Source organism: Cytobacillus sp. Hz8 (genome assembly GCF_042263505.1).
GTDB lineage: Bacteria > Bacillota > Bacilli > Bacillales > Cytobacillaceae > Bacillus_BE.
The window spans coordinates 47,400-62,596 of sequence record NZ_JBHKFI010000022.1 but is presented as its reverse complement, the minus strand read 5'-3'; the positions used below and the strand labels follow the sequence as shown (position 1 = coordinate 62,596).

The window sequence follows — 15,197 nt, the reverse complement described above, 5'->3', positions numbered from 1 at the left end:
GATAAAATGGAAAATGAGAATTTAAGAAGTGTATTCCAAATGATTGTGAGAAGATTTGGATTTCTCAACGAACGTTGCTGCGAGGATTGTTGTGGAGATAGTATTTCCCTTGTTCAAAGTCATATAATATACGAAATCTCAAGGCAGAAAGATCCTTCCATGCAAGACATTGCCGGAGCCTTGGGATTAGATATCACAACCTTTAGTCGACAAATTAAAACTTTGGCCGAAAGAGATCTTGTAAAAAAGACTCCGCATCCTAATGACAATCGGATTAATCTTCTGTCGCTTACTCCTAAAGGAGAGGCAACTGAGCAAAAAATCAACCAGGACATGAATCATTATCTTAATCAGATCTTATCTCCACTCAGTGATTTCGAAAGAGAAACGGTCATTCGTTCATTACACCTTTTGGAGACTACAATGAAGGATTCAGAAAGTTACTGCTGTCCTCTTAAATAAATAAGAGGGCTTAATTTTCAACTAATACTTGTAAAATACAAATATAAAGGAAGGGTCTTATATGTGGAAAGATGTATTTTTTGACTTTTTATCAATTGCATTTGAATTGACTATCCTTTTTTTCGTCATTTCCTTTGTCATTAGTATCCTTCAAGGTTTGATTCCATATGAAAAAGTGGAAAAATATTTATTTCGTTCAAATCGTTTTGTCGGTGCATCTATTTCGATCCTATTAGCATTCATTACACCTTTTTGCTCATGTTCGACTATCCCTATGGTTGTAGGAATGCTACAAAAGAAGATGAGATTCGGATTTGTAATGATTTTCCTTTTTGCTTCTCCGGTTCTTGACCTAACAATATTAACTCTTATGGGGGCACTACTGGGATGGAAGGTAGCACTCATCTACACTGTCATTACAATTATTTTATCCATTATGATTGGTTTTGCACTCGAAGCTTTAGGGTTTGAAAGTTCCGTTAAAAATGTCATTATTCAAGGTGGAAAACAGCAAATCCCTGGGCTTAACCTTAAACTTGCCTGGAAAGAAACCGTGGTGCTAATGAAAACCGTTTATCCCTACCTTATAATAGGAGCACTAATCGGATCGCTAATTCATGGTGCAGTCCCGACTGAATTTATTTCAACATACCTGGGAGGGAATCAATGGTGGATAATTCCCCTTGCCGCCATTATAGGTATTCCATTATATATTAGACTTTCAACGATGATTCCAATTGCACAAATCTTAGTGGCACAAGGTATGGCCTTAGGTCCCGTGATGGCTATTATGATTAGCTCAACTGGCGCTAGTCTTCCCGAGGTCACTTTACTAAACTCCATTTTTCATAAACGATTAGTCGGAGCTTTCTTACTTTCCGTTTTCCTGATATCAACATTATCAGGGACCATTTTCTATTTTGTTTAAGATAGAAGCCTTTAAGTAAAGGTTGATGTATAAAATTTAGGTGCCTATCGTAAACCTTGTTGCTTTTGGTATAGGTTTAAAGGCTTTTTCTGACAACTTGACTGGATTTCCAAGCAAATAGAGCCCATTCAGACACCCCGGTTGGATTCCCAACCATTTCAGCCCAAGTCAAGAAACACACGGTAAGAGTTTAAAATCAAATCTATTCAAAAAAAAAAAACAATCTTTTAAAAAGCAGCGAAAATTTAGTAAATAGGAGGAACATATATGTTTAAACTAACCAATTTGAAGAATCATGGTAAAAAGAATGACTGTTGTTCTATTACAATTAAAGAAGTGACAGATAATCAAGTAAATACAAATAAGGAAAGCAAAGATTGCTGTAAAGAGATAGAAGCAGGAAAATAATAGGGATAATTGAAACAAAAAAAGGATTTCATGAACGTCCAATCAAAAATGGTCCAGCTTTCCTGGACCATTTTGAAATGATTTATTAGCAACAGCTACTAGCACCCAATAAGACCAGCCCTACTCCCTCTTGATTTTCTTCCTTATCCAAAGTTAATTCCTCCGTTCCCGTTACTTGTGAATCAAAGGCTACTCTTATACCATTTATGATTTTAATTGTATCTGATTCCATTGGAGCATCTAATGTTATTGTGTATTGGGGTCCGCAACAACCAGGAACTGCAGTAAGTCGAATACCTTCTGCGCCTCTTTCGCTTAAAAAGCCTTCTAGCAATTCTTTTGCACTATCCGTAATTTTCATTCGTTTCTCCTCCTCATTAGCAAGATTTATGCCAAATATAATGAAGCAAAGAATCGTCCCCTGCTTCTTCAGGTAACCAAGGAATAATGGCACACTTTCCAGATAATTTTTCATTTACTTCTTGGATCCATTTCTTTTCTGCTATAGCCTTTCCTTTTAAGATAGGATCGTTTGTCCCGGAAGAAGATAGGCATTGATTTATAACCCACCATTTTGGATGGATACTTGCTCTTCTTAAGTCATTTTGTAATCTTGATGCTTCTAAAACAGGTGTAGCTTCTGCAAGAGTGACGATAACTACCGTTGTTTCTTTTTGATTACGAATTCTTGGAAGGAGCTTCCTGGCACTTTCTGGTATCTCCCCGGTTGACCTTTCTATTTCTTTACTATAAGATTCTGATGCATCTAATAATAATAAGGTGTGTCCTGTTGGCGCTGTATCAATGACGACGATTTCCTTTTCTGATTTGGACACAACTTCTGCGAAAGCATGAAAAACAGCAATTTCCTCTGTACAAGGAGATTCTAAATCCTCCTTCAAGTAAGCAAGGCCTGCTTCATCTAAATCCTTACTGGATTTAGATAAGACATCTGCTTTATATTTTTCAACTTCCTCCTTTGGGTTGATTCTGCTAATGGTTAAATTATGGTTCAAATGTACATGTTGAAATAGATATTCCAGATGTGCAGCTGGATCTGTCGTAGTCAAATGCACTCGATGACCTTTTTCAGCCAGGCCAACTGCAATTGCAGAAGCAATCGTCGTTTTTCCTACCCCTCCTTTACCCATTGTGAATATTAGTTTTGTACCATTATCTGAAACATCATCTATAACATCTTTTAGTCCCGGAAGATTCATGGATTGGCTTCCGCTATCTAAGACGATTGAAGCCTTGAATGGTTTAAATAGGGATCGTAGATTTTCCACGCCTGTTAACGAGTGTGAAACATATCGTAAAGCGTATTTATCGATTTCTTTCAACCCTTCAGGAATTTGCTCTAATGCTTTTCTTTGTCTTTGATAAAAAGCTGAAGAAACCTTATCTTCCTCGATATAGTTTTGAAGAAGACCATTAACAACCAGTATTTGATTTTTGATACCTATGTCTCTCAACTCTGATGAAGCACGGTTTGCTTCTAAAATAGCTGAAACATCAGGTTTTGTTACCAGTATAAGGGTATTTCTAGTTGGATCTGATAGAGCGGACACCGCGTTCGAATACAGACTTTTTTTATCCGCCAAACCAGCTAAAGGTCCTAAACAAGAGGCCCCATGTGTACTTTCCTCTAAAAATCCCTTCCATGCAGTAGGGAGTTGTAATAGTCGTAATGTATGGCCTGTAGGAGCTGTATCAAAAATAATATGGTCAAATTGATTAATGATTTCACTATTTGTTAGAAAACCAGTGAATTCATCGAAAGCAGCAATCTCCACTGTACATGCCCCTGATAATTGTTCTTCCATTGTGGCAATGACCGCCTCCGGAAACTTCCCACGATAGGGACCAACAATCCCTTCCCGATAGGCTCGAGCAGAGCTTTCGGGATCAATATTACATGCAAATAAATTCTCAATTGCGGGAATCGGCTTTGGTGTGTTTGCTAATTCAACTTCAAATACATCTTGCAGATTGGAAGCAGGGTCCGTACTGATTAATAATACCTTTTTACCGCTATCAGCTAATGCAACAGCTGCGGCACAAGCAGTTGATGTTTTTCCTACCCCACCTTTACCTGTCAAAAATACAAATTGAGTTCTAATATCATTAGGCCTAAATGATGGAAACATACTTTTTTCCTTCTCCTGAATTTATTTCATTTGACTTAATTTGATAGAAAGTCGTTTTTGCGGTATTTCATTTAATTCTTCTGACCTTACTTCAAACCACATAGCAAATTCATCATTGGTTGGATAACTACCCACTTTCACAACCTTGTCATTCAATAGAACAACCGGTAATGCATCAGGTCCTTTCTCATTCAAAACACGGCTGATTTCAATATTTTCAGCAAACTTATCAGGATGACTTGTCAGCTGATATCGTTTAATATTAAAGCCTTTTTTCTCTAGTGAAAAAACAGCCGATGCCACCCTTGTTAATTCAGGATCTACACTTGGTCCGCATACTCCTGTTGAACAGCACATTGCAGGATCAAAAATTTCAACTTTATTCATGTTTTGCGCCTCCAAAATAATATGTAGATTAAAATACCAAGAGTGTCCCTCTTGATATTTAATTGTTTTATTCACCCATCTCTGCAAAACGCTTAATTCTATCACCAATTTCATCACGAACACGTTTGAAGAATGCCCATTTTTCTTCATCAGTTCCTTCTGCTTTCGCTGGATCATCAAAGCCCCAATGTTCGCGTTTAACCTTTGGTGGTGTGATCGGACATTTATCTGCTGCGTCGCCGCATAATGTCACGACTAAATCAGCATTATTTAATATTTCTGGATCAATCACATCTGAAGTTTGCTTAGAAATATCGATTCCAACCTCTTTCATGGCTTTGACTGCATTCGGATTTAATCCATGTGCTTCAATCCCGGCACTCTTTACCTGCCAGTCATCACTTAAATATTTTTTTGTCCAACCTTCTGCCATTTGACTGCGACATGAATTCCCCGTACATAAAAAATAAATTGTTTTTTTATTTTCCATCATCATTCCACCTTTTAGAATATATTTAAGCTGCATGCTCAGAATAATATTTACGTTTAAACCACAATGCTACATTGACTAAAGCAATCATCACAGGAACTTCAACTAATGGACCAATAACAGCTGCGAATGCTGCACCAGAGTTAATACCAAATACTCCAACAGCAACGGCAATAGCCAATTCAAAGTTATTGCTTCCAGCGGTAAAAGCTAATGTTGTTGTGACTGGATAATTTGCACCAATCCTTTTCCCTAAAAAGAAAGAAACAAAAAACATAATCACAAAATATAGGAGAAGGGGAATCGCCACCCTTACTACATCTAAAGGTAAAGTAACAATGGTCTCTCCTTTTAATGAGAACATGATAATAATAGTAAATAGTAATGCAATCAGTGTAATTGGGCTAATTTTAGGAATGAATACTTTTTCATACCATTGCCTGCCCTTTGCCTTAACCAATATAAGTCTAGTCAACATCCCCGAAAGGAATGGAATACCCAGGTAAATGAATACCGATTTGGCCACTTCTGCCATTGTAATATTTACAATCGCCCCCTCAATCCCTAACCATTTAGGAACGACTGTAACAAATACATAAGCATAAACAGAGAAAAACAGCATTTGGAAGACCGAGTTAAAAGCCACAAGCCCAGCTGCGTATTCTGTATCTCCCTTCGCTAAATCATTCCATACGATAACCATAGCAATACACCGTGCTAAACCAATCATGATTAGTCCAACCATGTATTCCGGCTTATCCTGTAAAAAGATGATGGCCAGCAAAAACATCAAGATAGGACCAATAATCCAGTTCTGAACTAAAGATAATACAAGAACTTTTACATCTTTAAATACTCTTCCCATTTCCTCATAGCGAACTTTTGCAAGAGGCGGATACATCATTAAAATTAAGCCAATTGCTAATGGAATGGAAGTCGTTCCAACCTGTAAGGAATTTAGACGATCAACAAATCCCGGCACTGCAAAACCTAGGGCAACCCCAAAAGCCATTGCTAAGAAAATCCAAAGAGTCAAATAATGGTCTAAAAAACTTAACCGTTTTTTCTCCAAATTCATGCTATCACTTCCTTAAGATATTACTTTAACAACCACAACGAGCCGTTGGATTGTTTTGTAAAATGATTTGAATCTTTTCACTTTGATCAGGAATATGGTTTAAAATATCCTCCATCAACCCATAAGTATCACTTTGTGTATGGAGAGAATAATAAATCCATTGACCTCTGCGTTCTTCCTTTACCAGTCCTGCATCTTTTAATTTTCGCAGATGTTGACTAATGGAAGGTTGACTCATATCAAATACCTCAAATAACTCACAAACACAGCACTCGCGCTGCTTCAAAATCCCAATAATCGTCAATCGTGTTTTATCACCTAATAGCTTCAACACTTTTGAAACACGTTCTATATCCACTAAAGTATTTTCCATATCCACACCCCATTTTCCATTCGATATATACATCAATAAGTATATAACTAAATACTTATATATTGCAAGAAGCTAGGGGACGTTTCTTTGCTTCCAAAATGATAGCATTGTATAGGATGAGTTTACCCCCAAACTGAGATAACTGATTGGCACCAATAATTTCACCTGTTCAAAATGAATTGGGATATCTTTGTCTCCCCTGAACATCACTTCCGCTTGTTGGATGGTAGATTGTGTAGCTTCATCTTTCAGTCTGGGTAAGGAGACCAGATCCTCTATGCTTGCCAAGACGGCATTCGTTTCCTGATAACGAATAGTTGATTCCCCCTATCTTCTTTCTGTTGAATTCACATTTTCTATTTCAAAAGCCAAACAATTCAATCAAACGTTTGATTAATACAGACAAAGGAAAGAAGCAGATCTTCTAAATTACGATCCATGTCCTTTCCTTTTAACATTTCCCCTATTAGAATGCGCGAGTAACCTTCCTTTCTTCAAGATTTAACATTTAAAATCAAAACAAAATTCCTCCGACTATTCCTGTTATCATTTGATTGTCCGTTGAAAAATCCACAATGGTAATAATCAAAATACATATTGCACCTACAAGTGATACGTTTTTTTTAACCTCGAATATCCCCTTGAAGGGACACAGGGCAGAACATCCTGTTCCACCATTTTTTCACTTTTTTTATGAGTCATATAAAAGCGGCAAAAACTTAAATTGGTTTTCTAAGTAGCCTTTCCTGTACCCTCTTGTTAAAACCCATTCCCCTGCAAAACAACTCTCATCAGTTCAATCCCTATTAGATAAAAAAAAACAACACATATGCTAATTCCTAAAGATATTCCCCTCATTGTTCCTTTTTCACAAAGATAAGAAAAAAGCACAGATAATAAAACTCCACATATCATTACTATTCGAAAAGTCGTGACACCTATTGTAGTTACTGATGTGATATAACCGAAAAAAAAACCTACCATTAATAAGATAATGATAAGTGATATAGCCCCAAAATAATTTTTCATGTTTCCCCATCCTTATAATCCGTATAAAAAAATTTTATAAAATTTTTCCATTTTATACAACTTTTTTTCAGAATATTTCATCAGAATAAACAATAGGACAAGTTCCTTGTTTCGCCACAAGAATAGGAGCCATCTAATTTTAGGATAACTCCTCATTAAGTTTATGGTTAAGATGAGGAGCTCTGACTCAACAATTGAAAAAATGTAAAAGCTACCCAAACATACAGCCGACAACAAAATTAATTAAATCAAACGTTTGTTTAATTCTATTTTTATATTTCTTATGACTTAATTTAGGGCTAGATATGAATTAAACAAAAAAGCAATGATGAGAAAAAATTTACTTCTACAAAGCTTTTTAATTCAGTTTCTAAAGAACTCTATTAGTTTTTAGGAGATGGGAAAAGCACCTATTGTTTTAAAGAGTTATTAGTTTATAATTTTCAAAACACATTTATCTTCTTCTGCTACATCCATCGTAATACGCAACAAATCGAAATGTGTTTTCCCATCATTTATTGCAAAATAATTTACTTGACTAGTAACCCTTAGACTTATTTTATCTCCCACGGAGACTATTGTGATAAGTCGTCAATAACCCGAATAATTTAATCCAGAATGAGACGAGGGACCTTGTGTAACTTTTTCAATCCTTAACAATATTACTTTCATCCCAATTTTTTATATCTTTCACCAACTTAGAGTAATCCACTTTTGTGAAATCAGTAACATCTACTTCAAATAACTTTCCTAATTCAAAAGTGTCATATCCTCTTGTTGTACATCTTTTTATAAATTCTTCATATGTCAACAGATTATCTGCTTTACTTCTATCTGCTAAATAATTTCCCTTTTTGTAAGAGGTTACAATATGACTTAAATGCCTTGCTGGGTCTAAATCTCGTTTTTTTTGTCGTTCAAATAATACATTTAAATCTGCTATTAACCGAATAGTTGCAACCTTATAACCATATCTTTCTACTAATTGCTGAATGTGGGGTTTTTGTTTCTGACTAAATGGATAATCAGAAATAATATTTTTTCCTAATTGCATTTGTCGTTCCATTATTTCATAGTATTTCGACCAAGCAATTTTTTCTACTCTTTGCTTTTCCTCCAAATTATTATAACCAAAAACATCACAATAATATTCTTTCAACTCATCTTGAGAAAGCAAATAAAATTCGCCCAAATATTTAATGATGAATTCACTAAGGTAGGTTTTTCCTGTTCCAGGCAAACCAGCTAATAAGATCAAGGACTTTTCCATACCTATCACCTCATAATTTCTAACAAATAAAGAAAGAGCACAAGGGAAACCTCGTACTCTCCATATTATCTTTTTACACTGAACTTTTTGCCCTTAATTTAAACTATTGATATGACCTTCTTTATTCATGAAAATATCAATTTTATGTTTAACTATATTTTTTATGGCCTCATTACATGGAATAATATTATGACGTAATGATTTATTTACTTTAGTTTCTCCAAATGTTTCTTTCGCCGTCTTAGTCCACGCAACTAACAATTCAGTGCCAACATTAAATTTACGAATCCCATTATCTATTAATCCATGTATATCCTTTTCTTTTACACCAGTACCTCCATGAATGACCAATGGTACATCTACTACTGAATTAATTTCTTTTAATAGTGGTACATTTACTTCTGTTTTAGATTTATATTGACCATGATTAGTACCGATAGCAATTGCCAAAGCGTCTACGCCTGTTGCCTTAACAAACTCTACTGCATCTTTTGGGTCAGTATAAACCTTATTATCCTCACCTACATGAATACCTTCCTCAGTACCGCCAATCGTTCCTAATTCACCCTCTACGGAAACTCCATGTTTATGTGCATATTCTATTACTGCACATGTCTTCATTATATTTTCCTTAAATGGTAAATGAGAGCCATCAAACATTACTGATGTATACCCTTTATCGATTGCCTCTTTAATATCATCAAAATCCCGAGCATGGTCCAAATGCAATACTACATCAACCATTTCTTTTGTTGCCATTGACTTACATACAGCGACTAAATTTTCATGGCCAATATATTTTGCTGTACCTACACTTGTTTGAATAATAATTGGCGCCCCTTGTTCTTTTGCTGCACGTATCATATCAGGTAACATCTCTAAATTATGTGTATTAAAAGCCCCAACTGTATAATTCAATTCTTCTGCCTTACGTGTTACTTCTTTTAATGTAGTATACATAAAGTATTTTCCCCTTTATAATTATCGTTTATTTTCTTTCTTCCTTATTTCACACCACGCGTAACATCTTTTGAAACTTGAATCATTTGATCCATTTTCTTTAAATATATCTGTAAAGTTTCTTCATCATTTGCTTTTGCTGCTTCTGCACGCTTCTTGTTATATAACCTTAATAAAGCTTTGTAACCATCGCCCACAGTTTTCTTCTCTTGAATACTTTTTTCAAGTGCCTCAATTGCATTATCTTCTTCGCCTAACTCATTGTATGCTAAGCCAATCTCTTCATAAATTTTCGATAGATTTTCCCCAATAGATTGCTTTAGTTCTTCTTTCTTAAAAGAGATCGTACGTAATAACTCTTCTTTCTTTTCTTCCGTTAATACTACATCTTCTGTAGTACCTACTCTCGGTTTTTTATCTTTCTTCTTCCCAAATCCGAACATTACGTAAGCCTCCTTCTATCACTTTCTCCAATCCTAAAATGCCTTTAAGATTGGACCAATAATCCATGCATATAATAAAGCCGCTGTTACAGTATCGACATCAGTCGCTGTTGCATTGACAAATCCCATTGAATTGAAAATGGTAACTAACAGTGCAGGTAACAGTGTGATGAAGAAGCCATGGAAAATACCGCCAATAATTGCCCCTCGACGTCCTCCTACTAAATTACCAAAGATACCAGCAGTACCACCCGCAAAGAAAGCTGTTAGCATACCTGGTAAGATCATAGCCAAACCAAAGACAGGCAATACAAACATTGCAATAATAGAACCTATAGTAGTTGTAATAAATCCTAAGATAACTGCATTAGGACTATATGGGAATAACACTGGGCAATCCAACGCTGGCACAGCATTTGGAACCAAACGCATTGCAATTCCTCTAAATGCCGGAACGATTTCACCTAACAATAAGCGAACCCCAGATAATAGCACGTAAACTCCTACTACAAATTGAATAGATTGTAAGAATGCAAACATTATATAGTTTGTATCCCCGGATAGTTTAGAAGCGAAATCACTACCTGCAAATGCTGCCGTAATGATATAAAGAGGAACCATCACGACCATTACTGATAAATAGGTATCTTGTAAAAACTCAAATTGAGCTGGTAATTTCAAATCTTCAATGGACTTTTTCTTTTCACCTTTTTCACCAAATAGTTTGGCTACACCTGCTTCAAATACATACCCAATTGTGCAGAAATGTCCTAAAGCGATTTCATCCATACCAGTAATCTTACGAACAAATGGTTGAGCAATTGCTGGCATAGCTACAGCAAAGACGCCCCCAATGAATCCTCCTACTAAAATCAAAGCAGCTCCTCGTAAGCCCGCAAAGTACCCAAACACCGTTGTCATAGTAGCCATCCAAAGAATGGCTTGACCAGTTAAAAAGATGTATTTCCATTTTGTAAAACGTGCAATAATAATATTAAATACAAAAATAGCTAGAAAAGTTAAAGCGATATCACGGCCTAAGCCTAAATCATTCATTGCTTGACCATTAATGGCTTCAATTGAAGGAATGATCCCTTGCATATGGAAGCCTTCTGTGAAAATCTTTCCAAAATAGGTTAAACTACCAACGATGATACTAGAACCTGCTGACAATACAAGAAATCCTAATAGCGTTTTTAACGAACCTGAAATAACTTGTCCTACTGATTTTTTTTGCAAAATCAATCCCAACATGGCAATCAGTGCAACTGTAATTGATGCTTGTGTTAAAATATTTTTGATAATAAAATTTACCACAACCATTTTTTATTCCTCCATTGGCTCATTATTTGTTAAGCTAAGACACCTTTTTCCTTTAATACCGGGGTAATTTTTTCTTCAATCTCTGCCTTTGACACAATATTTTTCAAATACACAATTGTTGTTTGTTTTGGATCAATCGTGAATTTTTCAAATTGTGTTTGAAAATTTTGAGCAGTAATAATGATATCCGGCTTTGCTGATGCCGCAGATGAAATATCACTATGATCCAATTTCGCATCAACTCCTAATTTATTTAGCACATCTTCTGCTGACATTTGACAAGCGAAGCTACTTCCTAAACCAGCCCCACATACAAATAAAATATTGAGTCTTTTCATTTTTCTCTCTCCTTTAATCAATCATTTTCAGTTTTAGAGCTATATATTTATTTGTTGCTATTAAATCCTTAGTTTTGCTAAATACATCTTCTAAAGGTACCAACACTGCTTTCCCATCAACTAGACCCACCATAGCATTGGTGGTGCCTTTTACGATCTCTTCAGCTACCGCTAAACCTATCTTAATTGCATCCATTACATCAGCCTCTATTGAATCACCTGCTCGTTGGGTATACCCTAAAATGGAATATCTTACGCGAACACCCATGGCTTTCTCAATCTCATTCCCTATTTCAAAACTTGCGCCTTGTTTCCCTCGTATCCACTCTCCATTTAAGGTATTGGATTCACAATTTACTACGATAAACTGTCCTTGTTTCTCTAAACAGTCCTTCGCTCTCCTCAATAATTTCTCCATATTTATAGGTTGCTCTGGAAGTAACACATAATCAGCACCCCCTGCTATTGCCCCACCAAGTGCTAACTGCCCTGATTGACCACCAAATGTCTCCATCATAAAAATACGACCTGGTAAGTTCATTCCAGTTTGACGTAATCTCCTTACACCATCTGCAATATAATGACATGCTGTATGATAACCAACGGTATAGTCTGTGCCATAGATATTATTATCTATTGTCATAGGCACTAATAAAGTGCGCATCCCTTCTTTAGATAAAAGGCTTGCTCCTTTTCCAGAACCCTCTCCTCCACAAACAACTAAAATATCAAAATCATTCTCTTTTAATTTGCATACAATTTCTTCTCTGCCTTCTTTATTAAAAGTCCTCTTCGATCTTGATGTATGTAGCAGAGCATTACCTGTATGGATATGTTCCTTTACTATTTTCTTGGTTAATCTAAAAGGCTCATTTTCACATATCCCATCGTACCCATCATGAAATCCCCACAACTCAATTTCTTCACATGTTAGGATTCCTTCAAATACTGCATTAATTCCACTTGCATCTCCGCCACTTGTAATAATTGCGACTTTTATCATTCTTCCACTTCATTTCCATATAATAATGATTTAAACGCTTTCACATCTGTTGCAACAATTAACTTATCTATTTTTTCTTTATCATTAATTAACTCAATTAGGTTTTTCATAATATTTAAATGCGAGTAAGAATCCACAGCCGCTAAACAAAAGACTATTTTCACTGGGTCATTATCCTGATTTCCAAAACAAACCGGATCTTTTAACGTCATGACACTAACTCCTAATTTATTTACACCATCTTCTGGTCTTGCATGTGCCAAAGCTAAATGCTTTCCTACTACTATATAAGGTCCAAATTCTTCAACAGACTTTATCATGGCATTGATATATCGCCTTTCAATTGCCTTCTCATTTACTAAAGGTATCGCAACTCTCATAATCGCCTCTTTCCAATCTTTGCATTCTTGCATTAGTAAGATATTAGAATCGTTCAAAATATCTTGCAACATAGGCAGTATCTCCCTTGTATTAAATTCCATATGATGTTTTTTGAAAGTATTTTCTAATTTCTGATAACTTTCTTGAGTAACTTCGCCTCCACTTGCAACAATTAACGCTAAAATATCCTGTAGCAACTTTGTAGCATCTAACTTATTGGATACAGTTCTTTTCTTATCCTTATTTTTTTTCAAAAACTCTTTGATTTCTTTCTTATCACTTTCCCTTAAAATCGGATTAAGCAATAAGACCGGCTTTTTGGGATAATCAATAGAAATAGAAGTAAATACTAAATCTACATCTAACTTTTCAATAAACGGTAACTCATAGGAACTCAAAACTGCTATAATTTCAATATTGAAATACTCTTTCAAATTTGCAGCTAACAACTTTCCAGTTGAAATTCCATGATTACAAACTACAACTGCTTGATATACATATTGTTCATCTTGCTTTATTTGGCTTTTGGAGGTTGAAAAGTAAATAGTCAAAAAACCTATTTCATCTTCTGATAATGGTTTCTTTATATATTTTTCTATTTGCTTACTAAAACAAGCTACTGCGTTATAAATCTCTGAATAGGACTCTTTAATCGTCTCTTTTAATGGATTAAATACCTGCAAATCATTCTTAGCTCTACTTAATAATCCCGTAATATGTTTATAAAGACCTTCATACAAACTTTCTTCTTCCATAGTAAAAGGAGTGCCAGTTTCTTTCTCCACATGCTCAATTAGCTGAATAGCTAATAATTGCGCCGTAACCCAATCAAATGAATTATTCATATTTTTTGGATTGAACGATTCAATTGTAAAAGTAATATATTTAATTTCATTTATTGATGGATGTATTGCAAACTCCTCACATATCGTATCTACAAAAGTTTTTACTGGTCCCTCTATTATCTCTGCTCTTGTATTCGCTAATTCACTGACGGTATTGCCTTCTTGTAGACGCCTTAACCACACACCCAAAAACAAAATTACCTGATCTCTATACACATGATTTATCTCTTCCATCGATTTTTTCAGAACTTCATCATAAAGATCACCAATGACCTGCAATACACTATTATCCAAATAATCTAGTACAAATTTATCTGCAAATGTTATTTCAGCATCTGTATCACTGTATCCTATTAAATGATCAATATCTGTCGTACAATTAATTACATCGTACAGCATAGAACGAATAAACCGTTCATCCCCTTGCAATACAATTCCTTGTTTCGTTAGGCTAAGTACAGAAATAGCATATTTCTTTAATGACTGCCTGAGTTTACGCATATCCTCATCCAGCGTACTTTTAGATACCTGTAATCGCTCTTCCATTTCATATAGCAGTGTTATTTTTGAGCTATCTACAATATCTAAAAGTATTGCAAGAAGTCGTTCATCCGGCTGATAATATTCTTTGTCCCAATCATCACCGACTTGCGTTAACAGTTTTTCGCGTTCCTTTTCAGACAGGGGCAATTTCATTCCTATTCCCCTAGTAGTAGTAACAATTGGATAATTGTTTTCAGTCAAATAGTCATTGATCAACACTATTTCGTTTCGTAGAGTACGTTCACTAATATGGAATTCTTTACTTAAATCTTCAAAGGTTAAATGAGTATTCGTCGTTAAAAATCTTGTAAAAACTCTTTGTGTCCTTTTTTTCATGAAGTGATCACCTTCCATAATTTGATTATAGTTTGATATATCAGAATAGTTTAGTGTATCTTTTTGCAATTTTAATCTGCAAAAAAATAAGCATAAGTCTTAAGAAAAGTGATTCTTAAACTTAGACTAAGGGATAGAGACATTATTAAAAATTATTAAGAAAAAATGCACGAGTGATTTGGTGATAGCCTAAACCTGCCCAATCACAACTCCTGGCAGTAGAACCTATACATATACACACCGAGCAAAAGATAACAGACGAATTGCTCATAATGGTCTTACCTTTTTATTTAAATAGGTAATCGGTAATATCAAACAAGACAAATTGAAAAAAGATGGTCTCCTCCAGTTGCCTGTTAATATAACTATTTACGGAGTGACAGTGAATTGTGTCAAAAAGAAAAAGCTCTACAGTTATTTGACATTGCGGAAAAAGTTGTGTAAATAAGT

18 protein-coding genes are annotated in these 15,197 nt (G+C 35.2%); 3 read left to right on the top strand and 15 right to left on the bottom strand.

What is annotated here, in order from left to right; translation table 11 throughout:
- Window positions 1-6 precede the first annotated feature (6 nt).
- The 3 genes from ACE38V_RS20110 (at window position 7) to ACE38V_RS20100 (ending at window position 1,798) form a co-directional block, all read left to right on the top strand.
- Complete coding sequence (locus tag ACE38V_RS20110; RefSeq protein ID WP_375844130.1) at window positions 7-462, top strand: MarR family winged helix-turn-helix transcriptional regulator; 456 nt, start codon at window positions 7-9, stop codon at window positions 460-462.
- 61 nt (window positions 463-523) lie between these two features.
- Entirely contained in the window at window positions 524-1,390 is an 867-nt protein-coding gene (locus tag ACE38V_RS20105) for a permease (protein WP_375844128.1), read from the top strand.
- 267 nt (window positions 1,391-1,657) lie between these two features.
- On the top strand, window positions 1,658-1,798 hold the full coding sequence (locus ACE38V_RS20100; protein ID WP_375844125.1) for a hypothetical protein: 141 nt from the start codon (window positions 1,658-1,660) through the stop codon (window positions 1,796-1,798).
- 85 nt (window positions 1,799-1,883) lie between these two features.
- Here the strand turns inward: ACE38V_RS20100 and ACE38V_RS20095 are convergent, their stop codons facing one another.
- The 15 genes from ACE38V_RS20095 to ACE38V_RS20025 all read right to left on the bottom strand — a co-directional run bounded on the left by ACE38V_RS20095 (window position 1,884) and on the right by ACE38V_RS20025 (window position 14,765).
- Window positions 1,884-2,159, bottom strand: a complete 276-nt coding sequence (locus tag ACE38V_RS20095) for an adhesin (RefSeq protein ID WP_375844124.1) — start codon at window positions 2,157-2,159, stop codon at window positions 1,884-1,886.
- 16 nt (window positions 2,160-2,175) lie between these two features.
- A complete protein-coding gene (gene arsA, locus ACE38V_RS20090; protein WP_375844122.1) occupies window positions 2,176-3,948 on the bottom strand; it encodes an arsenical pump-driving ATPase in 1,773 nt (590 codons plus the stop codon).
- A 21-nt stretch (window positions 3,949-3,969) separates the two neighbouring features.
- Entirely contained in the window at window positions 3,970-4,335 is a 366-nt protein-coding gene (gene arsD / locus ACE38V_RS20085) for an arsenite efflux transporter metallochaperone ArsD (RefSeq protein ID WP_375844121.1), read from the bottom strand.
- Window positions 4,336-4,402: 67 nt separating this feature from the next.
- Window positions 4,403-4,825: an arsenate reductase (thioredoxin) gene (gene arsC, locus ACE38V_RS20080; protein ID WP_375844120.1), complete on the bottom strand. Its 423-nt coding sequence runs from the start codon at window positions 4,823-4,825 to the stop codon at window positions 4,403-4,405.
- 25 nt (window positions 4,826-4,850) lie between these two features.
- On the bottom strand, window positions 4,851-5,903 hold the full coding sequence (gene arsB, locus ACE38V_RS20075; protein ID WP_375844119.1) for an ACR3 family arsenite efflux transporter: 1,053 nt from the start codon (window positions 5,901-5,903) through the stop codon (window positions 4,851-4,853).
- A gap of 25 nt (window positions 5,904-5,928) precedes the next feature.
- Window positions 5,929-6,276, bottom strand: a complete 348-nt coding sequence (locus ACE38V_RS20070) for an ArsR/SmtB family transcription factor (RefSeq protein ID WP_375844116.1) — start codon at window positions 6,274-6,276, stop codon at window positions 5,929-5,931.
- A gap of 759 nt (window positions 6,277-7,035) precedes the next feature.
- The gene (locus ACE38V_RS20065; protein WP_375844114.1) at window positions 7,036-7,305 is read right to left on the bottom strand and encodes a hypothetical protein; all 270 of its coding nucleotides are present in this window, start codon (window positions 7,303-7,305) and stop codon (window positions 7,036-7,038) included.
- A 429-nt stretch (window positions 7,306-7,734) separates the two neighbouring features.
- On the bottom strand, window positions 7,735-7,875 hold the full coding sequence (locus ACE38V_RS20060; protein ID WP_375844112.1) for an Imm70 family immunity protein: 141 nt from the start codon (window positions 7,873-7,875) through the stop codon (window positions 7,735-7,737).
- Window positions 7,876-7,951: 76 nt separating this feature from the next.
- A complete protein-coding gene (locus ACE38V_RS20055) occupies window positions 7,952-8,575 on the bottom strand; it encodes a P-loop nucleotide/nucleoside kinase family protein (RefSeq protein WP_375844110.1) in 624 nt (207 codons plus the stop codon).
- Window positions 8,576-8,668: 93 nt separating this feature from the next.
- Window positions 8,669-9,535 carry a class II fructose-bisphosphate aldolase gene (locus tag ACE38V_RS20050; protein WP_375844108.1) on the bottom strand — a complete coding sequence of 289 codons (867 nt, stop codon included), beginning with the start codon at window positions 9,533-9,535 and terminating at the stop codon, window positions 8,669-8,671.
- Between the two features lie 44 nt (window positions 9,536-9,579).
- Window positions 9,580-9,978, bottom strand: coding sequence for a tetratricopeptide repeat protein (locus ACE38V_RS20045; RefSeq protein ID WP_375844107.1), 399 nt, complete (start codon window positions 9,976-9,978; stop codon window positions 9,580-9,582).
- A 33-nt stretch (window positions 9,979-10,011) separates the two neighbouring features.
- Window positions 10,012-11,301: a PTS sugar transporter subunit IIC gene (locus tag ACE38V_RS20040; protein WP_375844105.1), complete on the bottom strand. Its 1,290-nt coding sequence runs from the start codon at window positions 11,299-11,301 to the stop codon at window positions 10,012-10,014.
- 29 nt (window positions 11,302-11,330) lie between these two features.
- Entirely contained in the window at window positions 11,331-11,639 is a 309-nt protein-coding gene (locus ACE38V_RS20035; protein ID WP_375844103.1) for a PTS sugar transporter subunit IIB, read from the bottom strand.
- A gap of 13 nt (window positions 11,640-11,652) precedes the next feature.
- Window positions 11,653-12,642, bottom strand: a complete 990-nt coding sequence (locus tag ACE38V_RS20030) for a 6-phosphofructokinase (protein ID WP_375844102.1) — start codon at window positions 12,640-12,642, stop codon at window positions 11,653-11,655.
- Window positions 12,639-14,765: a BglG family transcription antiterminator gene (locus ACE38V_RS20025; RefSeq protein WP_375844161.1), complete on the bottom strand. Its 2,127-nt coding sequence runs from the start codon at window positions 14,763-14,765 to the stop codon at window positions 12,639-12,641. The genes ACE38V_RS20030 and ACE38V_RS20025 overlap by 4 nt, the downstream gene beginning before the upstream one ends.
- Window positions 14,766-15,197 lie beyond the last annotated feature (432 nt).